Source organism: Streptomyces sp. NBC_00237, assembly GCF_026342435.1.
Taxonomy (GTDB): Bacteria; Actinomycetota; Actinomycetes; order Streptomycetales; family Streptomycetaceae; genus Streptomyces.
In genome coordinates, this window is record NZ_JAPEMT010000003.1 from 860,062 (window position 1) to 886,415 (window position 26,354).

Sequence of the window (26,354 nt, forward strand, 5' to 3'; positions counted from 1 at the left end):
TTGCTCGGCTTCGCGCTATGCCGACGGGGGCGAGGAGGCCGGTGGTGTTCACTTGGGCTTCCTGGCGGAGGCGGCTACGCGGATGAGATGCCGGGGGTGGATGAGAAGGAGGGGGCTGGAGAGGCTGCTGGTGACGCGGGCGATGTCGTGGAACATGCGTGGGTCTTCGGGAGCGAGGCGCTGGCAGGCGTCCAGGTAGCGCACGGCCGCGCGAGAGTACGGGGGCGGCCGGTGGCTCTGCCAGGCGCGATCGGGCAGGGTGGCCAGGAGCCAGGGCCAGGCGGTGATACGGGCCAGCCGACGCTGGAACCGGCGCCCCAAGTCCGTTGGCGGGTAAGGGTGTTGTGCGAGCAGGTCGCGCAGGGCGAGGGCTTCGAGTGCGGCTACGGTCATGCCCTGGGCGTAGACGGGGTTGAACACGCAGGCGGCGTCACCCAGCACGATGAGTCCGTCGGGCCAGGGGCTCAGCCGGTGGTAGTGGCGGCGGCAGTTGGCTGTGCGGGCATACCGCAACACCGTGGTGTCGGGTTCCAACCGCTGCACGGTCTCATACAGCTCGCAGGACAGGGTCTTCATGAAGGTGTGGAAGCCGTTTTCGTCGGTGGGCGGGTGGTCGCCGGCGGCGCCTTGCAGGGCCACGAGGAGCCGGTCGTTCTCGACGCGCAGCACGGCGGCACCGCGCGGGGTGTGCGGGGGTTGGGGGAGCTCGAACAGCGCGCGCCAGACGGGGGCCGTCTGGTCGGTGAGGCGGTATCCACGGGCGGCGTAGCCTGTCCGGGGGTCGACGATGGTTTCGGTGACGCGGGGCCACCCCAACGCGGTGAGCCAGTCGGGTAGATGGGAGCCGCGGCCGGAGGCGTCAACGATGAGTTCGGCGGGGATGGACTCGGTGGTGCCGGTCGACAGCCCCCGGCGGCGGTGCAGGAGGGTGACGCCGGTGACCGTGCCTCGGTCCTCGTGTGCGGTGATCGCCGTGACGGTGCATCCGTCGCGCAGGTGAATTCCTGGCAGGCGCAGGGTCCTGCCGCGCATGGCGGTTTCCAGTAGTGGGCGGCTGACGGGTTGGATGCGGATGTCCGAGGCCATCGGTTGTGGGGCGCCGTGAGGGAAGTAGACCCGGCTGTCGTGGCAGAAATCTATGGGTGGCGCTCCCGCGGCGGTGAGTTCGTGCCGCAGCCCGGGGAGGAGCTGTTCGAGGGCCTCAAGACCACGAGCCTGCATGGCGTGGGGGTACCGTCCTTGGGGAACTCCCTTGCGGGGCGCGGGAACCGGGTCGAGGCGGTCGCGTTCGATCACGGTGACGTGAGTGAAGGCGTCGGCGAGCACGCGGGCGGCGAGCAGTCCCGCGATACCCGCGCCGATGACGACGGCGTGGCCTGCGACCGGGGTCCGGGTCATGGGGCGTCTCCGGGTACGTAGAAGTGCGGTGGGAGATCGGAGGGCAGGCCGGGGTCGCCGAGGGTGAGGAGCACGTTGTGCCCAATGGCGATGAGGTAGGCCAGGTCCAGGACGGCGACGAGAGCCAGAGTCCGGAAAGCGGTGCGGGTCTTGGGTGTCAGCAGGCTGCTGCCGCGCAGGATGGTGGAGTCGGGTCCTCGTGTGAGGTAGTGGTGGCGAATCAGGAAGGCGAGGTACGACCAGAGGAAGGGCGAGTGCCACAGTCGCAGCGCGGGGAACTGGTACCAGTGGCCGGGGAACAGCGCCAGTGCCGGAAGCACGTTGGTGGTGGCGTAGGAGGCTCCGCCCACGACGATGTAGAGGTATTCCAGTGGCCAGTCGATCAGGTAGCACGAGCCGAGCGCGAGCAGCGCGAATCGGGTGGCGCTGATGTCCGGTCTGTGGCGGACGATCCGGTTCATCAGCCACGCGGTCGCCAAGGGGCAGATCACCATGGCTCCGTGGCTGATCGGGCCCGAGGTGATCAGTCCGACCCGGTATTGCGTGTCGGCGTCGGGCCATCCCGGGAAGTCGGGGCCCCAGGACGGAGTGAGGGGGAGACCGGTGCTGTAAGTCAGGCTGGGGTGTGGGACACCGAGCAGGGGTTCGACCCAGAACATCGACATGTAGGCGAGCAGCAGTGACGCGTCGAAGGTGAACCTGCGCTGCCTGCGGCACTGCCACGCCACATAGCCGATCAGGCCGAGGAACAGCAGGAGGACCGCTGCCTGAAAGGCCATCAGCGCGAGGAAGCGGCCCTGGGTGAGGCCGTGCTGTCCGACCTGAGGGAGGTGGACGTCGAGGCCGCCGTGGAGCAGCCACCCCCCGACCGACCAGGTCGCCATAGCCAGGCACAGCGCGCCGATCATGGCCCAGCGGGCGACCGGGGTGAGGATCAGCGGCCGTGTCCGGAACTCCGGGGGTTCCGCGTCGGGGCGGACCGGCCTCATGGCTGGCTCACCGGGACGAAGTAGCTCGGTAGATCGGTCGGCAACGAGCCGTCGAACCGGGTGTAGAGGACGTGGTTGGCCGCGAACATCAGGTAAACCGCCGCCACCACACCGATCAGTGCCAGGGTTCGCGTCACCGCTACGGTCCTGGGCGGCAGTTGGGCGCTGCCGCGCAGGACCGTCGAATCCGGTCCGACGGTGAGGTAGAAGTGGCGGATGAGGAAGGGAATGAGCGACCAGAAGGGCGAGGCGGTCCAACGCAGCGTGGTGAACTGGTACCAGTGGCCGGAGAACAGCGTGAGCCACGTCGGCTCGGCGCCCGGGAAGGTCACCGTGCCGGTGAGGATGTAGATCCATTCCAGTGTCCAGTCGATGAGCACGGAGCAGCCGAGCGCGGCCAGTACGAACCGACCGCCACGCAGGTTCGGCCAGCGGCGCAGCACGATCCGGCCCATCACCAGGGCAGCCAATAACGGCCATACGGTGGTCATCGCGTAACCCCAGGGACCGGAAATCACCACGGCATGGGTCTGCTGCTCGCTGTCGTGGCTGTACCAGCCCGGTATGTAGGGTCCCCAGGTGGGTGCCCGAAGCAGGCCGACGTTGAGCACCAGGCTGGGGCGGATGAGGTTGGTGAGCGGTTCCATCCAGAAGCACGCCGCGTAGGCGAGCAGCAGTGAGGCGTCGAAGGTGAACCTGCGCTGGGCCAGGCATTGCCGGACGACGTAGCCGATCAAGCCGATCGCGGTGAGCATGATCAGGCCCTGGAAGACCCACATGGCGATGTACCGGGCGTCGCTGATTCCACGTTCGCCCGGCTGCGGAACGTGCACGGTGAACCCGCCGTCAAGCAGCCAGTGGCCCACCGACCACGTTCCCAGGACCAGGGAGAGGACACCCACCGCAGCCCACAGGGTGACCGGGCGCGGCGGCCACAGTCCACGCGCGGCCATCCACGTCATGGCGGAGACCTGTGTCCGACCGACGCCGTGCCGCGTACCCAGACCCATGAAGGCTCCTTTTCAGGGCGCGGTGTCAGCCACTTCGTCGCGTGCATCAGGCACTCCTCGGTGGTGGAGCCGGTGCCGATTCGTTCCCGTCGTCCGCCCCTGCCAGGCCCATGGCCGCCAGTAGCCAGTCAGACAGGGCCGCGGCGGTGGGTTTGACCCAGATCACGCCGGGTTTGACGGTGATCCGGAGGCTGTTCTGGAAGCGTTGTTGGAGCTGGACGGCGCCGAGGGAGTCCAGGCCGAGGATGACGAGGCTGGTGTGGGCGCCGATGTGGCGGGTGGTGTTCCCAAGGAGTTCGCGGACCTGGCCGATGATGAAGTCCTCCAGGATCCGGTGCCGTTCTGTCTCGCTGCTGGCAGCGAGGAGCTCGTCGCGCACCGGGGAGCCGGTCGCGTCGGCGGCCGGGGTGTCAGTGAGCAGGTGGGCGAGGAGGGTGGAATGGCGCAGGGCCGGGTAGGGGGCAGTCCACTGGGAGGGGTCGATGGGGTTGTAGGCGATCTGGCGGTGGCCTTCGGTCAGGATGCGTTCGAGGGCGTCCATGCCGTCGGCGGGGTTGATGAGCACGAATCCCTGCTGGGCGAGGTGCTGGCCGCGGCCGACCTGGCTGAAGGCGCCCCAGTGGATGCCGGTGGCTGGCAGGCCCTGGCTGAGCCGGTGGGCGGTGAGGGCGTCCAGGTAGGCGTTGGCGGCGGCGTAGGCGCCCTGGCCGGGGGAGCCGATCTGGGAGGCGAGGGAGGAGTAGGCGGCGAAGAAGTCCAGGTCCGCATGGAGGGTGGCCTGGTGCAGGGCCCACGCGCCTTCGGCTTTGCCGCGCCAGACCCGCTCCAGCAGGTCCTGCCCGAGGTTGACGAGGGTGGCGTCCTCGACCACGCCCGCGGCGTGCACGATGCCCCGTAGGGGGGTGCCGACGTCGGTGGCCGCTTTCAGCGCTCGCCGGACGGTGTCGGGATCGGCGATGTCCCCACAGACCACCTCGATGGTTGCGCCGGTGGTGGAGCGCAGGTCCTCCAGTTCCCGGGCGGCGGTCTCGGTGGGACCACTGCGGCCGCAGAGCACGATACGGCGGGCGCCGCATTCGGCGATTCGGCGCGCGGTCAGCAGCCCCAGCCCGCCCAGGCCGCCGGTGACCAGATAGCTGCCGTCGGACCTGACCGGGGAGGGCAAGCCGTCCGAGCAGGGGCCGGGGCCCGGTTGTGCGCGGGCCAGGTAACGGGCGCCGTGCCGCCAGGCGATCTCGGTGATCGGCTGGTCGTCGGCGAGGAGGTCGGCCAGGACTGCCTCCAGTGGGGTGTCACCGGCCACCTCCAGGCTGCTGGGCTTGAGTTCCGGGTGTTCGAAGGCAGCGGTCCTGAGGAGTCCACGTACTCCTGCGGCAGCCAGCGGGGTGTCGCCGCGCCACATCACCCACAACCGCGGTGGCTCCTGCCACTCGGCCAGATGCTGGAGGACGGTCAGGGTGCGCTGCACGGCGGCGCGTGCGGCTGCCGGGGTGGGAGCGGTGTCGGGGCCACCCAGGGCGAGCAGGAGGTGGGTGCAGGGCGGTTCGGCCTCGGCGTCGAGGGCTTGGGCCAGCTGCTGGGAATTCACCGGTTGACCGGACGGCTGGGTGAGCAGGCGGCTGCCCGCTGTCTTCTTGCCGAGCAGACGGCCAAGCCGCTCGTCCCACGACGTGTCCTCGGAGGCGATGACCAGCCACCGCTGGTCGCTGGCTCGCGGATTCCGGGCGGGTGGCTCGGGCAGCCAGGCCAGATGGGAGAGGCGGGCGGCGTAGCGCTGTTCGGGCGGAGTGATGTTGGTCAGGCGCAGGCCGCGCAGCTCGGCGACGACCGTGCCCTCAGCGGTGGCGAGCAGTCCGGAGGCGGTGCAGGCCAGGTCGTCGGCGTCATGGAGTTCGATCGAGCACCAGCGTGTGTGCGCGACAGGGCCGTACACCTGGATCTCATCGAATCCAGCGACGACGACCGGGCCGGGGCTGGTCGGGCAGAAGGCGAGCCAGGCAGCCACCACGGTCTGCACCAGCTCGTCGGCCAGCGCCGGGTGGAGGCGCATCGCCTGGGCAGAGACGCGTGCGCTGTCCGCGAGGTACAGCGAGGAGCAGGCCCGGGTGCGGTCGGGGTGGAGTTGGATGCGGTCGACGGCGGTGAACGACGGCCCGTGGAAGACGTCGTGGCGTTCGCGGAAGTGCCGGTACAGCCCGTCCGGGGCGCTGTCGGTCCACTCGGGTGTGGTGAGGCGAGCCGGATCCAGCCGAGGTGCGGGCTTGTCTTCCGGCAGGGGGTACACGGTGGCGCGGGCGTGGACCAGGACACCGTCTCGCGTCGCGGTCAGTACTTCGGCGCGGGCCGTATCCCCTTCGCGTACAAGACGGGTGGTCACTTGGGGTTCCGGGTCGAGTACCAGCGGCGCATCCACGCTCAGGCCGCTGAGGGCGATCCGGCCGGTACCGAAGACCTCGGCCGCGGCGGCGAGCAGCATTTCGGCGAAGCCGGTGCCGGGCAGGACGGGCGTGCCAGCGACCTGGTGGTCGCCGAGCCAGGGCAGGCGTCGGGGGCTGATGGGAGTCTGCCACAGATGCCGGTCGGGGTGGTCGGGGTCGGTCACGTGGCCGCCGAGCAGTGGGTGCTGGGCAGCGGCGGTCAGATGCGGGGCGATGAGGGCGTACGGGGTCTGGGTGCCGCCGTGGCGGGTGCGGTGCCAAGCCGTTGTTGGTACGTCGGTCAGCTCTCCGTCGCCGTAGCGTGAGGCGAAGTCGATCTGGTCGTAGCCGGCACAGTGGAGGGCGGCCAGGTGGGCCAGGAACGCCTCATGATCGCCCATGCCCTGGCGCAGGGTGCCCACGGCCACCGCGTCGCTGATGCCTTGGTGGGTGGCGGTGTCCAGGATGGGGCGCACGGCCAGCGGTTGCGCGGTGCACTCGATGAACAGCCGGTGCCCGGCTGCCAGCGCCGTGCTCACGGCGGTGTGGAAGCGCACAGTGTGGCGCTGGTTGCGTACCCAGTATCCGGCATCCAGCGGCCCTGGATCGAGAGGGTCGTCGCTGACGGTGGAGAAGAAGTTGCCGGCGGGTGCCGTGGCGGGCAGGTCGGCCAGCACATGCTGCAGTTCGTCCAGGATGGGATCGACCTGCGGCGAGTGCGAGGCCACATCCACGTCGATCGTCCGGGCCACAGTGTTGGCCGCCTCCCACGCCTCGACCAGGTTCGCGACTTGCCCCGCGTCGCCGGAGATGACGGTGGTCTGCGGGGAGGTCAGCACCCCGATGGCCACGCCGTCGGCGTCCGCCGCCTCGATGGCGGCCCGCACCTGGTCGGCGCCGAGCATCACCGAGGCCATCGCACCGCCGGAGATGGCGGCCAGCAGTGCCGAGCGGCGGCAGATCACCTTGACGCCGTCCGCGGGGCTCAGTACGCCGATGACCACGGCCGCGGCGACCTCGCCGAGCGACTGCCCGATCACTGCCGCCGGCTGCACGCCCCAGGACCGCCACAGTGCGGCCAGCGCGACCTGCACCCCGAACAGGACAGGCTGGATGCGGTCGATGCCCGTCAGCTGCTCGGGCTGTTCGATCATCTGACGCAGGGAGAAACCGGCCTCGGCGCAGATGAGCGGTTCCAGCTTGTCGACGGCCGCGGCGAACACCGGCTCGCCGGCCAGCAGCCCCTGGCACATTCCGGGGCGCTGGGATCCCTGTCCGGTGAAGACGAACACCGGCCCCGCATGCTCGGGCGGCAGGACGGGCACCCCGCTCACGACGCTCTCCCCGGACTCCCCGGCCGCGAACGCATGCGCACGTGCGGCCAGTTGGTCCAGGTCGCAGGCGACGACGCCCAAGCGGTGCTCGATGTGCCGGCGGCGCAGGGCCAGGGTGTGCGCCACATCCCGTGCCCGCACCTCGGCTCCCTCCGTCGTAGCCCAGGCGGCCAGCTGGCCCGCCGCTGCGGCCAGTGACTGGGGTGTGGAACCCGACAGCAGGAACAGCCGACCCCCGTCCTCGGTCCGTTGCGCAGTGCGGGCAGAGCGCCTGCGTACGACGGGCGGCGCCTCCAGTACCACGTGCGCGTTGGTCCCCGTCACGCCATAACTGCACACCGCGGCCAGCCGCCCCTTGCCCGGCACCGGCCACTTCGTCAGTCCCGTCGGCACGAACAGCCGCGATGCCGCATCCTGCTCGATTGCCGGGTTCCACTCCGTGAAGTTCTGGTTCGCAGGGATCACGCCCCGGCGCAGGCACTCCACCGCCTTGATGACCCCGGCGATGCCGGACACCGGTTCGCTGTGGCCGATGTTCGTCTTGATGGACCCCAGTGCGCAGCGGCCGCGGCCCTGTCCGTAGACGGCGTTGATCGAGGTGTACTCGATCGGGTCGCCCACCGCCGTGCCCGGCCCGTGCGCCTCGACCAGCCCCACCTCTCCCGGATCGATTCCCGCCTTGGCGACGGCATCCCGGAACAGCCGCTGCTGCATCTCGGTGGACGGTGCGGTCAGCCTGGACGCCTGCCCGTCGTTGTTGACCGCACTGCTCCTTACTACCGCCAGCACCCGGTCCCCGTCGCGGCGCGCATCCGCCAGACGCTTGAGCACCAGCACACCCGCGCCCTCACCCCGCACATAACCGTCCGCCCGCGCGTCGAACGCGTGACAGGCACCACTCGGGGAGAGCAGCAGCGGGGCTTCGTAGTAGTGCGTCTCCGGCGAGAGCATCAGCAGCACCGCACCGGCCAGCGCCGCATCGCACGTGCCCAGCGCCAGCGCCCCGCATGCGGTGTCCAGGGCGACCATGCCTGAGGAGCAGTGGGTGCTGACCACCATGACCGGGCCGCGCAGATCCATCGCGAACGCCACCCGCCCCGCCGCCCCGGCGGTGAAGTTCCCGAACAGATATGGGCTGTTGGGGGCGTCCTGGACCGGCCGGGCCTCGCGGAAGAGATTGTCCGGCGCGTACGTGCCCACAAACACCCCGGTCCGCGAACCCCGCATCCGGTCGATGGGGATCCCGGCGTGCTCCACCGCCTCCCAGGCCACCTCCATCAACACCCGGAACTGCGGATCCACCCACTCCCGCTCCGCAGGTGCCACCGAGAAGACCTCCGGATCCCACGCCCACACATCCCCCTGAAGGAAGCAGCCGACCCCGGCCCGGGCGGCCAGTTCCGGATCATGCAGCGCGGCCAGCCGCCCGGCGTCCCAACGCCCGGCCGGTACCGGTCCGGCCGTCTGCCGCCCTTCGGCCGCCAGCCGCCACAGCCCACCCGGCGCATCCACCCCGCCCGGGAACCGGCAGCCGATCCCGACGATCGCAATCGGAGTCTCCTGTGAAGCAGACATGGCCCCCCTTCTTGCTGCAACTCGCTGCTATTCGCTGCTACTCGGCGATGGCGGTGGTGTAGCTCCAGCGGAACACCGGCACCTCACGGCCCTCGACAACCTCGATCCCGCCCGTCCGCTCGAAATGCTCATGGCGCCCGCAAGTGGGCAACCGCACCCTCTGCGAGGGCTCAGCCCCCGCAACCTGCTGCACCCTGGCCACACCGCCCGCCCCGCCACCGAACACCACGATCACCAGGGTGAGAGGGATCTTCCTTCTGAGGCAGCCGACAGCGCCAGGCCGCAATGGAGCGGCGCACTGACGTGAAGAGAGGATGAAGGGGGAGAGAAGGAGACGCGGTTCCTCGCTGACGCCGTCCATCGCGGAACGGCCAGCAATCACCTACGCGCGGTCCGCGGCGCGGACCAGACCTGCAGCACCACGGCGCACTCGGTTGCCGTCCGCCCTCGGAGCGGAGACACAAGCCCTTCCAGAAGCGCCGCCTCATGACCTCCCACAGGTCGTGCACCCCGCGTCGTACGACTTCGTGGCCGTCGAGCAGGAAGACGCGGATCGGCTGCTGTGGCGAGAATGCGCGGACGTTCATGACAGCCCCCTGGGGGTGTGGCTTCGTGGCGACATGGTCCTGCGGGTGCACGGCTCTGGGGCGATCGTGTCGTGAGTGGAGCCCTGGGCACCAGTGCCGGACGGCCACTGTGGGAGACCGACGGTCCGTCATAGCTCAGCAGATACGCGGGAGTTGCTCGCCCACGGGCATGTCGATCAGGCGGCCCGCGCCCATGAGTGTCCGCATGACGACCCGGCCAAAGTGCCCGCGCACGGCAGTGCCGATCCGTACGGCGTGGGAGCCCTCGGGTCGCGACCGCATGGCCTCCAGCGCGCCGTCGGCGGCTTCGGGGGCGACGAACGCGACCAGGCATCCCTCGTTCGCGACGATCAGCGGGTCCAGTCCCAGCAGGTCACAGGCCGCGGCCACGGCAGGCGGGACGGGCAGGGTGCTCTCGTCGATCTCGACACAGAGGTCCGCGTCGTGGGCGATCTCGTTGAGAGTGGTGGCCAGGCCCCCGCGTGTGGGATCGCGCAGGGCGTGGACGGCCGGTCCGTACGGGGCGAGGGCCTGAACCAGACGGTGCAGGGGGCGGGTGTCGGAGGCGATGTCGGTCTCGAAGCCGAGCCCTTCCCGCGTGGACAGGACGGCGGTTCCGTGCAGCCCGAGCGGGCCGGAGAGGAGGACGGCGTCTCCGGGACGGGCACCGGCGGCGGAGGGTGTGAGGCCGGGGATGCGGCGCCCGATGCCGGTGGTGTTGAGGAAGAGGCGGTCTGCGGCGCCTCGTCCCACCACCTTGGTGTCGCCGGTGACGACGGGGACGCCGACGTCGTGTGCGGCCTTGCCCGCGGAGGCGAGGAGGGAGCGCAGTTCGTCGAGCGGGAGTCCTTCTTCGGCGATGACCGCGAGGGTCAGGGCGAGCGGCAACGCACCGCGCATGGCGAGGTCGTTGACGGTGCCGTGGACGGCGAGGGAGCCGATGTCACCTCCGGGAAAGACGAGCGGACTGACCACGAACGAGTCGGTGGAGATGACGAGTTGGTCGACGTCCGGCAGGACGGCGGCGTCTTCGAGAGGACCGGACTGCGGGATGCCGAGTGCGGGCAGGACGAGAGAGTCGAGCAGTTCGCCGGTGAGTCTGCCGCCCGCGCCGTGCCCCAGCTGGATGCGGTCGCCCGGACCGCACGGGACCGGGCAGTTCATGTTCGACACTTGGTTCATGCGAGTTTACTCCGGGTTCGGCCTGCTGCGTGGAAGGCGGCACAGGTGCCCTCGGAGGACACCATGGGCGCACCGAGCGGGGTGCGCGGGGTGCACCGGGTTCCGTAGGCGGTGCAGTCGGTGGGCAGGCGGGCTCCGGTGAGGATCGCTCCGGCGATGCACGCGGGCTCCTCGACGGGGTGCAGATCGCCGACGTCGAAGCGTCGCTCGGCGTCGAACGCGGCGTATTCGGGGGCGAGTACGAGGCCGCTGGCGGGCAGCGTGCCGATGCCGCGCCAGGGGCGGTCGGTGATGCGGAAGACCCGCCTGAGGGCTTCCTGGGCCGGGTTGTTTCCGGCGCGGCTCACCGCGCGGACGTACTGGTTGGTGACCTCGTGACGTCCCGTCTCCAGCTGGGCGACGGCCATGAGGATGCCCTCCAGCAGGTCGAGCGGTTCGAAACCCGTGACGACGACGGGCACGTGATAGCGCTCCGCGATCGGTTCGTACGCCCGCCAGCCCATGACCGCGCAGACGTGGCCCGCGGCCAGGAACGCCTGAACCTCGCAGTCCGGGTCCTCCAGGAGGGCCGTCATGGCGGGCGGTACGAGGACGTGGCTGACCAGCAGCGAGAAGTTGGCGAGGCCGAGGCGGGCGGCGTGCAGGACGGTCATCGCGTTGGCGGGGGCGGTGGTCTCGAAGCCGACGGCGAGGAAGACCACTTCCCGGTCCGGGTGTTCCTGGGCGAGGCGTACGGCGTCCATGGGCGTGTAGACGACCCGTACGTCCGCTCCTCCGGCGCGCAGGGCGAGGAGATCGGTGGTGCTGCCGGGAACCCTGAGCATGTCCCCGAAGCTGGTGAGGATCACGCTGGGGCGGGTGGCGATGGCCATGGCCCGGTCGAGGGTTTCCAGCGGGGTGACGCAGACCGGGCAGCCGGGGCCGTGGATCATGCGGATCCCGGCGGGGAGGAGTTCGTCGATGCCCTGACGGACCAGGGTGTGGGTCTGGCCGCCGCACACCTCCATGATCCGCCAGGGCCGGGTGGCCGTACGGCCCAACTCGGCGAGCAGGTGCCGGGCGAGGGCGGGGTCGCGGTACTCGTCGAGGTACTTCATCAGCGAGGTGTGTCGGGGGTGGTGAGGTCCATCCGCACGTCGACGATTCCTTCGACGGCGTGGGCGAGCCGTGCGGCGACCGGGACGAGGCGGCGGTCGTGCATGGTGCCCCTCAGGGTGACCACGCCGTCCTCGACCGAGGTCGTCACGTCCTGCTGGGGGAAGAGCGGGGAGAGGGTGCGGTGCACCTCGGCGGCGAGTTCGGCGTCGGGGCGCAGGAAGACCTTGAGCAGGTCGCTGCGGCTGACCACGCCCTGGAGGATGCCGATGCGGTCGATCACGGGGAGCCGCTTGACGCCGAGCCTGGCCATGATGCGGGCGGCCTGAGCGAGCGTGGTGTCGGCGAGCACGGTGATGGCCGGGGTGCTCATCAGGTCGCCCGCCGTGGCCGCGCCTGCCTTGGCGAGTTCGGCGAGGTGCCTCTCCCGGGACGACGCGATCCGCCCGGCGGAGGGCCGCGCAGCGGAGTTCCGGTCCAGGAGCGAGATCTCCGGGGTCTCGTCGCGGTACTCCTCCTTGGGCAGCAGGTCCGCCTCCGAGACGACGCCGATCACCCGTCCCTCTCCCTCCAGCACGGGCAGGGCGCTCACCTTCCACTGGGCCAACAGCTCGACGATCTCCTTGAACGGGGCGTCACGGCCGATGGAGACGACGGTCTGCGTCATCACGTCACTGACGATGTGCGGGGAACTGGGCACGGCGGGCCTCCTGGACGGGGTTCAGACGGTGCGGGCGGAACGGGTGCGCTCGACGGTGAGGTCGAGGAAGTGGGTGGAGCAGGAGATGCACGGGTCGTGGTTGCGGATGGCCCGCTCGCACAGGGCCGCGAGCTCGGCGTCGTCCGGCTCTCCCGCGTCGAGGGCCGCCTGGGCGGTGCGGCGCAGGTCGTCCTCGATGGCGCCCTGGTTCTGGGCGGTGGGCGGGACGAGGCGGGCGTCGGTGACGGTGCCGTCGGCATCGAGCGCGTACCGGTGGTACAGCAGGCCGCGTGGTGCTTCGGTCGCACCGTGTCCGGTGCCCACGACGGGCGGCACCTCGACGTACGGGCGGGACGGCGGCTCGTACGTCTCGATGAGACGCAGCGCCTCGGTGACGGCGTACACGACCTCGACGGCCCGCACCAGGATCGATCGGAACGGATTGCGGCAGACGGCCCCTTCCCACGGATCGCCGAGGCCGGCGGCGACGGCAGCGTCGCGTGCGGGGCGGGTGAGCCAGCGGCCGCTGATCGCGAAACGGGCGAGGGATCCGGTGAGGTGGCGGCGTCCGTCGAGGGTGGAGTACAGGGCGGTGGAGTGTGGCAGGTGCTCCTCGCGGACCCGGTCGAGGAAGGTGTGGAGGGGGAAGGTGGAGAGGTTGCCGTCGAGGCGCAGGGCGGCCGGGGTGCCGCCTTCGATGGCGTACGTGCCGGGGGTGGCGAGCGCGAGAAGGTCGGCATCGGTCTCGGTGTCCGGGAACTCGAAGCCGGACACCCATGCGGCGGTCAGCCGGGCGTCCTCCAGAGCATGCGTCAACCGGGCGTGCAGCGTTTGAAGTTCGGCAGGCGCGGGAGCACGGTGGAAACCGCCGAGGCGGACGTTGACGGGATGGATGGCCCGGCCGCCGAGGAGGTCGAGGATCGCGTTGCCGGCCTGCTTGAGCCGCAGGCCGCGTTCGACATGGCCGCGGGCGGTGCGGGCGAGTTCGATGGCGCCGTCGCAGCCGAGGAAGTCGGGGGCGTGCAGGAGGTAGATGTGCAGGGTCTGGCTCTCGATCCACTCGCCGCAGTACAGGAGGCGGCGAAGGGCGACGACCCTCGGATCGACGGTGACGCCGCAGGCATCCTCGATCGCGGCGCAGGCGCTCATCTGGTAGGCGACGGGGCAGATGCCGCACACTCGGGCGGTGATGTCGGGGGGTTCGGTGTGGGCCCGGCCGCGCAGGAACGCCTCGAAGAAGCGGGGCGGTTCGTAGATCTGGAGCTGGGCGCGGGTGACGGTGTTGTCCTGGACTTCCAAGTGCAGGGCGCCTTCGCCTTCGACGCGGGTGAGGGAGCCGACGTGCAGGGTGCGGGAGCCTCGGTGGGTCACGACTGCTCCTCCTGTCGAGCTGCCATCAACTCTTCATGAAAGTCAGCCGAGTTGAAGGTGTGGAGGAAGCGTTCGACGTCGCGGTCGTCCATGCCGTCGCTCTTCAGTACGGGAATCAGCGCGGGCAGGTTGACCGACAGGGAGCCCCCCGTGGGCCCCGGCCGACCTGCGGGGCCGAAGCAGCCGTAGCAGCCGCGCCCGTACGTCGGGCAGATGGCGCCGCAGCCTGCGTGCGTCACAGGGCCCAGGCAGGGGGTGCCGTGGGCGACGGTGACGCAGACGTTCCCGCGGCGCTTGCATTCGAAGCAGACACTGTGGTCGGGGATGTCGGGTTTGCGACCCGCCAGGTGCGCGGTGATCACTTCGAGGAGCTGGCGGCGGTCGACGGGGCAGCCGCGCAGCTCGAAGTCCACGGCGACGTGAGCGGAGACGGGCGTGGAGGTGGCGAGGGTGTCGATGTAGTCGGGGCGCGCGTAGACGGTGCGGGCGAATTCCTCGACGTCGGCGAAGTTGCGCAGGGCCTGGATGCCGCCGGCGGTGGCGCAGGCTCCGATGGTGACCAGGCGGCGAGAGGCGGCCCGGATCGCGCGGATGTGCTCGGTGTCGGCGGGTGTGGTGACGGAGCCTTCGACGAGGGTGAGGTCGTAGGGGCCGGGCAGGACGGCGCTGGTGGCTTCCAGGAAGTGGGCGATCTTCACCTTCCCGGCGAGGGAGAGGAGTTCGTCCTCGCAGTCGAGGAGGGTGAGCTGACAGCCGTCGCAGGAGGCGAGCTTGAACACGGCGAGCGTCGGCACGCCCGCCTCCTCGCTCCACCTCGCCGCCGCACCGACCCGCGCAGGCATGTCACAACTCCCTTGTGTGGAGCACTGGTTCGGCCTGGTCCCAGCCCACGACGGGGCCTTCCTGGCACAGCAGCAACGGGCCCAGTTGGCAGTGGCCGCAGTGGCCGGTGCCGCAGCGCATGTTGCGTTCCAGGGAGACCCTGACACTGCTGGGGGCCACTCCCCGGTGCACGAGGTCGCGGGCGGCGGCCCGGATCATCGGCTCGGGACCACAGATGAACGCCGTGGTGCGGTGGGGTTCGAAGTGTGCGCGGTCGAGGAGCTTGGTGACGACGCCGATCTGGCCGACCCAGTTCGCGTCCGGCCGGTCGACGATCACCCCCGTGTAGGCCGTCGGCCACTGCCGGGTCTCGACCTTCGCCATGAGGTCGGCCGGGGTGCGGGCGCCCACCAGGACGTTGAGGCGTCCGTACGGTTTCGGGTCGGCGACGGTGTCACGGATCAGCGGGCGCAGCGGGGCGAGTCCGATGCCGCCCGCGACGACCACGAGGTCCTGGCCGACGGCCTTCTCCAGTTCCCAGCCGGTGCCGTACGGGCCGCGCAGCCCGATGACGTCGCCGACCTTCGCCGCGTACAGGCCCTCGGAGACGGCCCCGACGCTGCGGACGGTGTGGGCGAGTCCGCCGGTGGTGGGGATGGCGCTGACCGACAGCGGGATCTCGCCGCGTCCGAACGCCCAGACCATGGCGAACTGGCCCGGTACGAAGGGCGCCAGCGGCTCCCTCACCGGTTCGATGCGCAGCGTCGCGGTGTCCGGGGACTCCGTCCAGCGGGCGACGACCCGGTACGGGACGGGGACGGCGGTCATCGCCGCATACCGCTTCCGCTGCCGTAAGGGGCGTACAGGTCCAGGAGCCGGGTGCGGGCCGCGTGGAGGCGGTGGGCGAGAACCCGGCCGACCCACTGGCTCACCGCCATGCCGAGCGCGGTGTCGTCGTTGCACATCGACCGGACCGCCGTGGCGTCGAACTCGTAGGCGCGTACGGGGGTCTGGGTCCCGGCGCCGAACTGCCAGACGTACGGGCTGAACATCCAGGACCAGCCGACGAGTTCACCGTGCCCGAGGGTCTCGATCACGGGGGAGCGGCGGCCGGGGACGTGTGTGTCCAGGGCGACCGAACCGGTGCGGATGATCCAGAACCGGTCGGCGTGGCCGCCCTCCTCGAAGAGCCTGGTGCCTGCGGGAAAGGCGACCTCGCGGGCGATCCGCAGGAGGCGCTGACGGTGTTCGGCAGGCAGGGCGTTCAGCATGGTGCTGACGGTGGTCATCATCGTTCCGCCTCTTCTTCCTCGTAGGTCCTGTCCTCGGTTGTGGCCGTGACGTGGGACTTCGCGTCGGCTTCCGCCTTGAGCGCGGTGACTTCCTCGGTGATGTCGATGCCGACGGGGCACCAGACGATGCAGCGCCCACAGCCCACGCAGCCGGTACTGTCGAACTGGTCGTGCCAGGTGCCGAGTTTGTGGGTGAGCCACTGCCGGTAGCGGCTGCGGCCCGAGGAGCGGACCGGGCCGCCGTGCAGGTGGGAGAAGTCCAGGTCGAAGCAGGAGTCCCAGCGCTGCCAGCGTTCGGCGTGGTCGCCGGTGAGGTCGGTGACCTCCTCGGTGGTCGTGCAGAAGCAGGTGGGGCAGACCATGGTGCAGTTCCCGCAGGTCAGGCAGCGGGCGGCGACGTCGTCCCAGCGGGCGGCCTCCAGGCTGTCGCCCATCAGCCGCTGGAGGTTGACCGGCGGCATGCTGCGGCCCATGCGGTCGGCGGCTTCGGCGACCACGGCGCGGGCCGCGGCGCGGGTGGCGTCGTCGGCTTCCTGGCGCGGCAGCTTCTCCAGCAGGGCTGCCCCCTCGCGGCTGCCTGCCCGTACCAGGAAGCGGTGGCCCGCCTCGTCGATCACCTCGGTCAGGGCGAGATCGAAGCCGCTGTCCGTGCCGGGGCCGCCGCCCATGGACACGCAGAAGCAGGTCGCGCCGGGCGCGGCGCATTCGACGGCTACGAGGAACGCCCCCCTCCTACGTTCCCCGTAGCCGTCGTCCCGGTAGCTGCCACCGGTCAGGACGCGGTCCTGGATCGCGATGGCGCGCAGGTCGCAGGGGCGTACGCCGAGGAAGGCATACGAGACGGGCTCCGGCCGCGCGGCGCTGACGGTCACCTCGCCGTCGGCCGTCCGGTCCGCGCTCCACAGCTTTTCGCGCTGCGGGTGCAGGAAGTTCTTCCAGGACTGGGGACCGGCCGAGTGCGCGAAGACGGCTCCGTCCTCCCGGTGGGTCAGCCGGTAGCGGCCGGCGTCCAGTTCCACGCCACAGCCGTAAGGGAGTTCGTCGGCACCTTCGAGTTCGGCGAGGACGATCGCACCGTCGCGGACGGTGGGGCCGATGACGGTGCGGCCGTCGTCGGCCAGAGCTTCGACGAGGGCTTCGAGGCCCTTGCGGTCGAGGACCGCCGTGTCGGTGCGGATGGTCATCGCTGTCCTCCTGAGGCGGGACGCGGGTGGTGCGGGGTCGGTGGTCTGCCACGGCTCTTGTTCTGCCGGTTCCGGCGCTTCCCTTTCTTGTGGTTGCTTCGCTTCCAGCTTCGGAGGGGAAGAGGTGCTTCGGCAGGGGCCGAGCGGCCCTCTCCGGGGCCCGCCCGGTTCCGGACCCGCCCCCTCTCGGGGACCGCTCAGTCCCGCCCGGTCCAGCGGGGGCCGGTCGTGGCCCAGTCCCGTTCCCACTCGGCCATCCGGTGACGGTGCGCCACCCGGCGTACGGAGAACCAGCCGCCGACGGTGCACACCCACCCGGCCAGCAGTGCGGCGAGGCCCTGGTTCACGGCGGCGACCAACATGTTCTCCTCGGGCCGAGGGCCGGAGACGACCTGCCGTCGCGCGTCCAGCCAGACGTCGGTGACGCTGCCCGCGCGCGTGTCTGCGGCGACTTTCACCACGGCGGTGCGCCGGCTGCCGTCGGGTTCGGTCCAGCGCACGGGGGCCCGAGCGGGCAGGCCCGTCGCTGAGGCCGGTCCGGGGGCGGCCCGCGTGAGGCTGGCCCGTACGACGTGGCTCGTGGCCCGCAGCCGGTCCGCGTCGGCCTGCGCGGCGCCGTGAACGGAAAGCCCGTACCAGGCCGCCGCCAGCGGTACCGCCAGGAGCACCGTCAGCAGGGTCAGTGCGAGGGTCCACGCCTCGACGACGTCGCAGCGGCGGCGCAGCGGACTGCTCCGCCACCGCCACGCGGTGAGCCGCACGCCCTGTTGTGTCTGCGCGGTCATGGCGTCGACGCCCTCCATTGCCGTACGCCTGACAGCGCACCTGCGATGCGGTCGGCCCAGGCGGAGATCTCGGCGAAGTCGCGGAAGTCTCCGCCCTTGCCGGATTCGACGATCTTCCGGGCGACCCAGCCGTGGGCGTCGTCGTGCAGGGCCCCGCCGAAGGTGACGTGTTCGCGTGCCTCGGTCCGGTCCTTGACGCGCCGCACGCCGGGGACCGGCGGGATGTCCCGTTCGCTCGCGGTGGCGTCGAGCGGGCCGCTGCTGAACAGCCATACCGGGCGCTCGGACAGAGCCTCCTCGTTCCGTGCGGCGAACCGGCGGGCACCCTTGAGCCACCGCCCGGTGTAGAGGGCGCTGCCGAGCACCACGGCGTCGTACCCCCGTGGGTCGCCAGCCTCAGCCACCGGCCGCAGGTCCGTGTCGAGGCCCGCCCTGCCCAGGACTTGGGCGATGGTCCCGGCGATGTCCTTCGTGGACCCGTTCTTCGTCTCGTACGCGACGAGCACTTTCAGAGACATGTCGGACCTTCCTTCTCGAAGGGGTGTCAGAGCGAGCGCAGCCAGTCGTCGGCGACACCGCGCAGGGCCTGTTCGGTGGGCTTCAGGTGGGAGTCGTCGGTGCGGTAGGACAGCTGGTCGACGACGGCGACGACTCCGTCGACCTGCCGGGTCATGTGCACCGCGACGGGTATCTCGCTGCGTCGCTCCAGTTGGCCGTGCAGGGTCACCACGCCGTCCGCGACGAGGACTTCGATGCTGCGCGGGGCCAGCCACAGGGTCTGCACCAGCACTGCCTCGATCACTTCGTGGCGGATCACGGCGTCCGTGCGCAGGAAGATCTGGAGCAGGTCACGGCGGGTGACGATGCCGACCAGCCGGTCCTCCTCGTCGACGACGGGAAGCCGCTCGATGGTGTGCTGGGCCATCGTGCGGGCGCCCTCGGCGATGGTGTTCTCGGCATGCACGCACACGGCGGGCTTCGACATCAGCTCTCCGGCGGTACGGGCGACTGCCCTGTGCGCCCTGCTGCGGGCTGCCGTACTCGTCCGGGGCCACCGGAAGCGGCGCGGGGGTTCGTAGGGATCGGGGGCCTCGGCCTCCCGGGCGAGGAGGTCGGTCTCCGAGATCACCCCGACGACGTGGTCGTCGGTGTCGACGACGGGCAGGCCGCTGATGCGGCGGGTGGTCAGCAGCCGGGCGACTTCCTTGAACGGGGTGTCGGGGCGGGCGGTGACGACCTCGGTGGTCATCACGGAACCGATCTTGCCGTGCTTCATGGTGATCTCCTCTACCGATATTGAGGGGGTGCTGGGCGCGGGTCAGCGGAGCCGGCGCAGGTAGGGGTCGTGGGCCGTGCGGGGCAGCAGCCGGATCCGTGCGTCGAGCGAGGCGACGCCGTCGGGGCGGGCCAGTACGGGGTTGAGGTCGGCTTCGGCGAGCTGTGGCAGGTCGCAGGCCATCTGGGACAGCCGCACCAGCACCTGTTCGAGACCGGCGAGGTCGACGGGCCCGTCTCCGCCGTGCCCGAACAGCAGCGGGGCGCAGCGCGGTGCCGTGATCAGGTCGTGGACGTCGGCGGCGGTGAGCGGGGCGAGCCGGGCGGCCTGGTCGGCCAGCAGGTCGGTTGCGGTGCCGCCGTGGCCGAAGAGCACCAGCGGTCCGAACACCTCGTCCTGGACGACTCCGGCGATCAGTTCGATGCCGCGCGGGGCGAGCGGCTGGACCGTCACTCCGGTCAGCAGCCCTTCGAAGCGGGTCTCGAAGTCCCGGTAGGCGGCACGGACCTGGGCGTCACCGCGCAGGTCGAGCTGGACGGCGTGCTGCACGCTCTTGTGCAGCAGACCCGGCCAGTGGGCCTTGAGGACGACCCGGCCGTCGGTACCGCTCAGCCGTTCGGCGGCGAGGACTGCCTCGTCCTCGGTCTGGGCCCAGGACCAAGGGAGTTGGGGGATGCCGTAGCAGTCGAGGAGCGCGGTGGTGGCCTGCGGATCCAGCCACCCGCCCTCGGGATGCGAGGTCAGCCAGGACTCCGCCACGGCATGCGCACGGGGCGTGTCCACTCCGGTGGGTTCGGCGATGTCTCCGGGCTCCCTGGCCAGTCGGCGGGCACGCTCGGCGGCGTGGGCCAGGGCACGGGCGGCCGACTGCGGGTCGGCGTAGGAGGGCAGGGCGCCGCCGTCCGCCGCGGGCAGCAGAGTGACGGGCAGGTCCTGGTCGAGGCGGACCACGGCCAGGGGCCTGGCACGGCGGGAGGGTGCTCGGGTCAGGCCCCTCACGAGGTCGTCGCCCGTCGCGGAGGCGACCGCGGTGGGCACCAGTACGGCAAGGACCGCGTCGACGCCGGGGCTGTCCATGAGCCGCTCCACGCACCTGCCGAGCTGTTCCTCGGTGACGGCCGCGGTGGTGTCCACCGGGTTGGCGGCCGAGGCACCTGCGGGCAGTACGTCGAGCAGGGTCGCGGCGGTGTCGACGGCGAGCTGCGGCACGCGCAGTCCGGCCTCGGCGCACGCGTCCGCTGACAGGACGCCCGCGCCGCCCGCGTTGGTGACGATCCCGACCCGGGTGCCGGTGGGCAGTGGCTGGGCGTGGAAGAGGGCTGCGGTTTCGAGGAGTTCGCCGACGGTGCGGGTGGCGGTGATGCCGGCCTGGGTGAACAGGGCTTGGCGGGTCATGGTGGCGGTCGCGGCAGCGGCGGTGTGCGAGGCGGCGGCGCGGCGCCCGGAATCGGTGCGGCCCGCGTCCACGGTGAGGACGGGGATGCGGCGGGTGACGCGGCGTGCGGTGCGGGAGAAGGCGCGCGGGTTGCCGAAGGACTCCAGGTGCAGCAGGGCCAGGTCGGTGCGGCCGTCGGCCTCCCACCACTGGAGCATGTCGTTGCCGCTGACGTCGTACTTGTCGCCGAGCGAGACGAAGCTGGAGACGCCCAGGCCGAGCCGGGCCAGTCCGCCGAGCAGGGCGATGCCGATCCCGCCGGACTGGGCGGCGACGCCCACGCTGCCGGGCTGGGGATGGTGGGCGGCGAACGTGGCGTCCAGGGACAGGCCGCGTTCAGTGTTGGCAAGGCCCAGGCAGTTAGGGCCGACCAGCCGCATTCCGTAACTGCGGCAGGTGGTGCGCAGGGACTTCGCCTGGGCGGCGTCCAGTCCGGAGGAGACGACGAGCAGGGCGCGTACGCCTGTCTTGCCGCAGTCCTCGGCGACGGTCGGCACGGCTGCCGCGGGCACGGCGACGACCGCCAGGTCGGGGACCCGGGGCAGCGCGGTGACCGAGGGGAAGCAGGACACCCCCAGCAGCGAGCTGACGTGCGGGTTGACCGCGAACAGCCAGCGCGGGAAGCCGCCGGTACGCAGGTTGTGCAGGATCGCCCGGCCGACCGAGCCGGGTTTGCGGCCCGCGCCGATCACGGCGACGGTGTCCGGCCGCAGCAGCGGCTCCAGGCTGGCCACGTCGGCGGTGCGTCCGCGTGCCTCGACGGCGGACAGGTAGCTCTCGTCCTCGTCCAGGCGGATGACGCAGTGCAGCTCGGGGCCGTCGTGGCAGCGGGCGACGGACAGTCCGAGGTCGGCGAAGACTTCGAGGACCGCCCGGTTCTCCACGAGCGCGTCGGCGGTGAAGGCGGTGAGCCCGTCCGCGCGGGCGGCCGAGACGAGGTGTTCCAGCAGGAGCGTGCCGATGCCCTTGTGGTGCTGGCCGTCGGCCACGGCGAGGGAGATCTCGGCCGAGCCGCGCCCGTTGTCCTCCTCCTCGTACTCCGCCAGGCCCACGATCCGGCCGCCGACCTCGGCGAGCAGCGCCCGGTAGCCGGGCCGGGACGGCGCGCTCGCCCGGTCGGCGGCCTGCTCGGCCGAACGGCGGCTCGTGGCGAAGAACCGCAGCCGGAGGTTCTCCGGCGACATCTGCTCATACAGGGAACGGAGCTGGGAGTGGTCCTCGGGAACGGCGGGGCGGATGAGCGCGGTCGTGCCGTCCGCGAGAAGCGCGTGGACCGGGGCGGCGAGGTGCTCGCGGTCAGTCATCGAGGGCCTCCTGTAGGCAGGTTGACCCTTGGAGCATCCGCTGCCCGCCGCGAATCCCCCAGGGGCTGTCCGGGGGCCTCTTCGGGGGCCGAACGGCCCTCGCCCGGCGGGCCGGGCAACCGTTCGCCGAGCTCGGTCTCGACGGCTCCGGCCATCGCGCGCAGGACCTCCAGGGTCCGCCGGGCCTCCTGTTCGTCCACCTCGGTGATGGCGAACCCCACGTGCACGATCACGTACGTGCCGACATCCGCGCCCGGTGTGTACGCCAGGCACACCGGCCTGCGCACCCCGCCGAAGTCGACGGTGGCCATGCGCAGTCCGTCGCTGTCGTACGTGTCCAGGACGCGGCCGGGGATGCCCAGGCACATGGCTGCTCACTCCTTCGCGAGGCGGGCAATGCGGGTGAGTCGGGCTGCGGCCACTGCGGCCTGCCCGTAACTGATGCCTCCGTCGCCGACCGGAACCGCGCTCGCGACCAGCACCCGCAGACCCTGGGCACGCAGCAGACGCCCGACGTCGGCGAGCAGGCGGCGGTTGACGAAGCACCCGCCGGCCAGACACACGGTGCGAGGTGCTCCGGCGGCGACGGCGCGGGCGACCAGGCCGGAGGTGGCCTCGGCGACCGCGAGGTGAAAGGCGGCGGCGAGGGCGGGCACACCCTCCCCGTCGTGCTGCCGCTGCAGCAGGGCGGTGAGGGTCGGCGCCGGGTCGTACACCCACATTCCGTCGGCCCGCACGAGGCGGTGGGGGAGCGGTGTGGGCCGTAGGTTCCCGGCCGCGTTCTCCAGGGCCACGGCTGCCTCGCCCTCGTAACTGACGGTTTCGGCGAGTCCGAGCAGGCTCGCCACCGCGTCGAAGAGCCGTCCGGCGCTGGAGGCACGCGGGGAGTTGATGCCCTTGAGTGCCATGGTGCGCAGGACCGCGGTCTCGGCGGGGTCGAAGCGGTCGAAGAAGGCGTGGGTCAGCCAGGAGTACGGGAGCGGGGAGCCCAGGGGTTCGAGTGCGCAGAGGTAGCCCAGCGCCATGCGCGTCGGATGGCGGACGGCGGCTTCGCCGCCGGGCAGTGGGGCAGTCGCGAAGCGGCCGACGCGCCGGTACCCGGTCAGGTCGCCGACGAGGATCTCGCCGCCCCACAGAGTGCCGTCGTCACCGAGGCCGAGCCCGTCGTAGGCGACGCCGGTGAAGGGGCCGCGCAGACCGTGTTCGGCGGCGCAGGCGGCCAGGTGGGCGTGGTGGTGCTGGACGGGGATGCGCGGCAGCGGCTGGGCAGAAGCCCATTGGGTGGAGAGGTAGCCGGGGTGCAGGTCGTGGGCGATCACCGAAGGGGCGAGGCCGGTGAGCCGCAGAAGATCGTCGTAGGCGTGCGTGAAGGCGTCCAGCGTCGCCATGCTGCTCAAGTCCCCTCCTTGTGGCGACACTTGACAGGCGCTCCCGTGGGCGAGGGCGAAGGTGTGCTTGAGCTGGGCGCCGACGGCAGTCACAGGAGTGGGCGCAGGAACCGGCAGCGGGAGGGACGCGGGGGCGAGGCCACGGGCCCGGCGTACGGTGCGCGGGGTGCGCCCGGTGATCTGGATGACGGAGTCGTCGTAGCGGGAGCGGATCGGGCGATCGTGGACGAGGAAGCCGTCGGCGACGGAGCCGAGGGAGGTCAGGGCCTCCTGGTCCTCGACGGCGATCGGTTCGCCCGACTGGTTGCCGCTGGTGACGACGAGCGGCCGGGACAGCTCGCGGAGCAGCAGGTGGTGCAGTCCGGTGGTCGGCAGGAAGAGCCCGATCCGTCGGGTGCCGGGATGGACGGCGGGCGCCGTCGTCCCGTGGCGGGCGTCCAGCAGGACTACGGGGTGCACCGGTGACACCAGGGTGGTCCGCTCGGTGCGCGAGATCCGCGCCAGGGCACGTGCACCGTTCACGTCCTGGACCATGACGGCGAAGGGTTTGGCGGGGCGGCGTTTGCGGCGGCGGAGCTCCCCGACGGCTGTTCCGTCGGTTGCGTCGCAGACCAGTTGATAGCCGCCGATGCCCTTCAGCGCAATGATCTTCCCGCTCTCGACAGCTTTGACAGCCGCCCGCAGCGCTTCCTCGCCGTGCAGGGATTCCCAGGAGAGCCTGGGTCCGCAGTCCGGACAGGCGAGCGACTCGGCATGGAAGCGCCGATCGCGCGGGTCCGCGTATTCGGCGGCGCACGCGGCGCACAGCGGGAAGCGGCGCATGGTGGTGCGGACGCGGTCGTACGGGAGGTCTTCCACGACGGTGGCGCGGGGACCGCAGTCGGTGCAGGCCAGGAAGGGGTAGCGATGGCGGCGGTCCTGGGGGTCGAAGAGTTCACGCAGGCAGGCGTCGCAGAGGGCGGCATCGGGCGGGACCTCCCGGGTGGCGGGGGCGCTCCGGGGAGCATCGCGGCTGCTGCGTACGGTGAACCCCCTCTCCATTACGGGGAGTCGGCCCCCCGCCGGGGACACCCGGACCCGTAGAACGCGCGACAGCACGGGGGCTCCGGTGCGCAGGGCACGCGTGAATTCCCGTACGGCGGGGCCTTGCCCGGCGACGATCCCCTCCACGTGACCGCCGGTGTTGGCAACCCATCCGTGGAGCCCGAGGCCGGTGGCGAGGCGGTGCACGAAGGGCCGGTAGCCCACGCCCTGCACGGTGCCGAAGACTTCGAAGCGGACAGCGGTACGGTGGGGGTCCTCGGTTTCCGGTGCCGGGACCGGTGTCGTCCTCATGGTCGGCCGCGCCGCCTGTCGGGTGCCGGGATATGGCGGGGCGTCACCTCCGGGTGCTCTGCTTCGAGGTGCCGTAGTACCTCGGCCTCGACGCTGTCCGCGACCTCGGACACCGCAGCTGCGACGGCGGCAGAAAGCCCGACGCCGAGTTCGGTGTCGGCGCCCTCCACCGCGTAGACCACCAGGCGACGTGGCAACCGGTCGAGTACGCGGGCGAGTTCGACGGCCTCGCCGAGGCCCAGCCCGTGCGAGCTGGTTCCGGAGGGGCGGCCTGGGGTGGCGGAGTCGAGTTCCAGCCGGTGCACCCGCCCAGGGGAGGCGGGGTGCGCGTGCGCGGCGTCCACCACCACCGCGAGGTCCGCTCCCTGCCAGAGTTCGATGAGCCGGACGGGGTCGCCGTCGCACTCGACCAGGTCCAGCGCGGGGAACGGGCCCCGGAGCAGGGGCCGGACGGTGGCCCGCTCGCGGAGACGATGAATGACCGCGGGACCCGCTGCGTCGTCGCGGCGGAACTCGTTGCCGACGCCAATCACAGCGGTGCCTGGCCGGGTGGTCATCGTGCCCCCTTCCGCGGGATGTGCCGCCAACTGTGCGAGCGTCGGTGCCTTGCGGGCAGGGGCCGAACGACCCTTCCGGGGGCCGGTTATCCCCTCCCCGGCGGGGTCGGGGCGTGGAACCGTCCGGAACAGAGCCCCAGCCAGGGGTGTGCCCGAAGGGTGGTGTGACGGTGGAGAAGCCGCTGATTGTCGGAGTGGACGGTTCGGACCAGAGCCTGGCGGCGGTGGACTGGGCCGTGGACGAGGCGGTGGCGCGGAAGTTGCCGCTGCTCCTCGTCCACGGCTCCCGGTGGGACGAGTACGGGACGCCGGAACCGTCGTTCAGCCCCGTCCGGCCGTCCGTTCAGGTCATCGCCGACCACCTCGTGGCGTCCGCGGTCGAGCGTGCGGCACGCCGCTCGACCGCGGTGAAGGTGACGAGCACGGTGCTGCCCGAGGACCCCGTACTCGCCCTGCTCCGCCTGGTGGAAGAGGCGAGCGCGGTCGTGGTCGGCAGCACGTCTGGCGCCAGGACCACAACGGCTTCTCCCACCAGGACCCCGGCTTCGTCGACCACGTCCTCAACAAGAGCCCCGAGGTCGTCCGCGTCTACTTCCCGCCGGACGCCAACACCCTGCTCTCCGTCGCCGACCACGTCCTGCGCAGCCGGAACTACGTCAATGTGATCGTCGCGGGCAAGCAGCCCTGCTTCGACTGGCTGTCCCTGGACGAGGCCCGCAGCCACTGCGCACGCGGCGCGGGCATCTGGGAATGGGCCGGCACCGAAGATGGCACCAGGGAGCCGGACGTGGTGCTGGCCTGCGCGGGCGACGTCCCCACCCAAGAGGTCCTGGCGGCAGCCCAGTTGCTCCGCCATCACCTTCCCGACCTCGCCGTACGCGTGGTCAACGTCGTCGACATGACCCGGCTGCTGCCGCGCGAGGAGCACCCGCACGGCATGCCCGACTCCGAGTACGACGCCCTGTTCACCCCCGACCGGCCGGTGATCTTCGCCTACCACGGCTATCCGTGGCTGGTCCACCGCCTCGCCTACCGCCGCACCGGCCACCCGCATCTGCACGTACGCGGCTACAAAGAGGCCGGGACCACCACCACACCCTTCGACATGGTCGTACGCAACGACCTCGACCGGTACCGCCTCGTCATGGACGTCATCGACCGCGTCCCGGGCCTCGCCGTCCGCGCCGCGACCGTCCGCCAGACCATGGCCGACGCCCGCACCCGCCACCACGCCTGGATCCGCATCCACGGCACCGACCTCCCCGAGGTCACCGACTGGACCTGGACCGGCTGACTCCCCTTGCCCCACACACCACGG

20 protein-coding genes and 3 pseudogenes are annotated in these 26,354 nt (G+C 71.3%); 2 read left to right on the plus strand and 21 right to left on the minus strand.

Going from position 1 to position 26,354, the window contains the following annotated elements; genetic code table 11:
• Positions 1-48: 48 nt before the first annotated feature.
• From OG897_RS30505 to OG897_RS30605, 21 genes and pseudogenes are all read right to left on the minus strand, one after another.
• Complete coding sequence (locus OG897_RS30505) at positions 49-1,398, minus strand: NAD(P)/FAD-dependent oxidoreductase (RefSeq protein WP_266661808.1); 1,350 nt, start codon at positions 1,396-1,398, stop codon at positions 49-51.
• The gene (locus OG897_RS30510; RefSeq protein ID WP_266661810.1) at positions 1,395-2,387 is read right to left on the minus strand and encodes a spirocyclase AveC family protein; all 993 of its coding nucleotides are present in this window, start codon (positions 2,385-2,387) and stop codon (positions 1,395-1,397) included. The genes OG897_RS30505 and OG897_RS30510 overlap by 4 nt, the downstream gene beginning before the upstream one ends.
• Entirely contained in the window at positions 2,384-3,397 is a 1,014-nt protein-coding gene (locus OG897_RS30515) for a spirocyclase AveC family protein (protein WP_266661812.1), read from the minus strand. Before OG897_RS30515 ends, OG897_RS30510 begins: the two co-directional genes overlap by 4 nt.
• Positions 3,398-3,443: 46 nt before the next feature.
• Entirely contained in the window at positions 3,444-8,723 is a 5,280-nt protein-coding gene (locus OG897_RS30520; protein ID WP_266661814.1) for a type I polyketide synthase, read from the minus strand.
• Between the two features lie 37 nt (positions 8,724-8,760).
• Positions 8,761-8,958, minus strand: coding sequence for a DUF5988 family protein (locus OG897_RS30525; RefSeq protein ID WP_266661816.1), 198 nt, complete (start codon positions 8,956-8,958; stop codon positions 8,761-8,763).
• Between the two features lie 256 nt (positions 8,959-9,214).
• Positions 9,215-9,310 (minus strand): annotated as a pseudogene (locus tag OG897_RS30530) (DNA-binding response regulator); the annotation flags it as partial.
• A gap of 135 nt (positions 9,311-9,445) precedes the next feature.
• Positions 9,446-10,492, minus strand: a complete 1,047-nt coding sequence (gene hypE / locus OG897_RS30535; protein ID WP_266661818.1) for a hydrogenase expression/formation protein HypE — start codon at positions 10,490-10,492, stop codon at positions 9,446-9,448.
• On the minus strand, positions 10,489-11,589 hold the full coding sequence (gene hypD / locus OG897_RS30540; protein WP_266661820.1) for a hydrogenase formation protein HypD: 1,101 nt from the start codon (positions 11,587-11,589) through the stop codon (positions 10,489-10,491). The genes hypE and hypD overlap by 4 nt, the downstream gene beginning before the upstream one ends.
• Positions 11,589-12,287, minus strand: coding sequence for a CBS domain-containing protein (locus OG897_RS30545; RefSeq protein ID WP_266661822.1), 699 nt, complete (start codon positions 12,285-12,287; stop codon positions 11,589-11,591). The genes hypD and OG897_RS30545 overlap by 1 nt, the downstream gene beginning before the upstream one ends.
• A 21-nt stretch (positions 12,288-12,308) precedes the next feature.
• The gene (locus OG897_RS30550; protein ID WP_266661824.1) at positions 12,309-13,658 is read right to left on the minus strand and encodes a Ni/Fe hydrogenase subunit alpha; all 1,350 of its coding nucleotides are present in this window, start codon (positions 13,656-13,658) and stop codon (positions 12,309-12,311) included.
• Positions 13,655-14,500 carry an oxidoreductase gene (locus OG897_RS30555; protein WP_266661826.1) on the minus strand — a complete coding sequence of 282 codons (846 nt, stop codon included), beginning with the start codon at positions 14,498-14,500 and terminating at the stop codon, positions 13,655-13,657. The genes OG897_RS30550 and OG897_RS30555 overlap by 4 nt, the downstream gene beginning before the upstream one ends.
• Position 14,501: 1 nt before the next feature.
• The gene (locus OG897_RS30560) at positions 14,502-15,308 is read right to left on the minus strand and encodes an FAD/NAD(P)-binding protein (RefSeq protein ID WP_266661828.1); all 807 of its coding nucleotides are present in this window, start codon (positions 15,306-15,308) and stop codon (positions 14,502-14,504) included.
• Positions 15,305-15,769, minus strand: a complete 465-nt coding sequence (locus OG897_RS30565; RefSeq protein WP_266662510.1) for a Crp/Fnr family transcriptional regulator — start codon at positions 15,767-15,769, stop codon at positions 15,305-15,307. Before OG897_RS30565 ends, OG897_RS30560 begins: the two co-directional genes overlap by 4 nt.
• On the minus strand, positions 15,769-16,956 hold the full coding sequence (locus tag OG897_RS30570) for a 4Fe-4S dicluster domain-containing protein (protein ID WP_266661830.1): 1,188 nt from the start codon (positions 16,954-16,956) through the stop codon (positions 15,769-15,771). Before OG897_RS30570 ends, OG897_RS30565 begins: the two co-directional genes overlap by 1 nt.
• 197 nt (positions 16,957-17,153) lie before the next feature.
• On the minus strand, positions 17,154-17,741 hold the full coding sequence (locus OG897_RS30575; RefSeq protein ID WP_266661832.1) for a hypothetical protein: 588 nt from the start codon (positions 17,739-17,741) through the stop codon (positions 17,154-17,156).
• Entirely contained in the window at positions 17,738-18,259 is a 522-nt protein-coding gene (locus tag OG897_RS30580; protein WP_266661833.1) for a flavodoxin domain-containing protein, read from the minus strand. The genes OG897_RS30575 and OG897_RS30580 overlap by 4 nt, the downstream gene beginning before the upstream one ends.
• 26 nt (positions 18,260-18,285) lie before the next feature.
• Complete coding sequence (locus OG897_RS30585; RefSeq protein WP_266661835.1) at positions 18,286-19,017, minus strand: CBS domain-containing protein; 732 nt, start codon at positions 19,015-19,017, stop codon at positions 18,286-18,288.
• Positions 19,018-19,059: 42 nt separating this feature from the next.
• Positions 19,060-21,756: a bifunctional GNAT family N-acetyltransferase/acetate--CoA ligase family protein gene (locus OG897_RS30590; protein ID WP_266661837.1), complete on the minus strand. Its 2,697-nt coding sequence runs from the start codon at positions 21,754-21,756 to the stop codon at positions 19,060-19,062.
• The gene (locus OG897_RS30595; protein WP_266661839.1) at positions 21,753-22,124 is read right to left on the minus strand and encodes a HypC/HybG/HupF family hydrogenase formation chaperone; all 372 of its coding nucleotides are present in this window, start codon (positions 22,122-22,124) and stop codon (positions 21,753-21,755) included. The genes OG897_RS30590 and OG897_RS30595 overlap by 4 nt, the downstream gene beginning before the upstream one ends.
• A 6-nt stretch (positions 22,125-22,130) precedes the next feature.
• Positions 22,131-24,479, minus strand: coding sequence for a carbamoyltransferase HypF (gene hypF, locus OG897_RS30600; RefSeq protein WP_266661841.1), 2,349 nt, complete (start codon positions 24,477-24,479; stop codon positions 22,131-22,133).
• Positions 24,476-25,036: a hydrogenase maturation protease gene (locus tag OG897_RS30605; RefSeq protein ID WP_266661843.1), complete on the minus strand. Its 561-nt coding sequence runs from the start codon at positions 25,034-25,036 to the stop codon at positions 24,476-24,478. The genes hypF and OG897_RS30605 overlap by 4 nt, the downstream gene beginning before the upstream one ends.
• A 236-nt stretch (positions 25,037-25,272) precedes the next feature.
• Here OG897_RS30605 and OG897_RS30610 point away from each other — a divergent pair.
• A pseudogene (locus OG897_RS30610) lies at positions 25,273-25,479 on the plus strand (universal stress protein); the annotation flags it as partial.
• A 53-nt stretch (positions 25,480-25,532) separates the two neighbouring features.
• Positions 25,533-26,330: pseudogene (locus OG897_RS30615) on the plus strand (phosphoketolase); the annotation flags it as partial.
• Positions 26,331-26,354 lie beyond the last annotated feature (24 nt).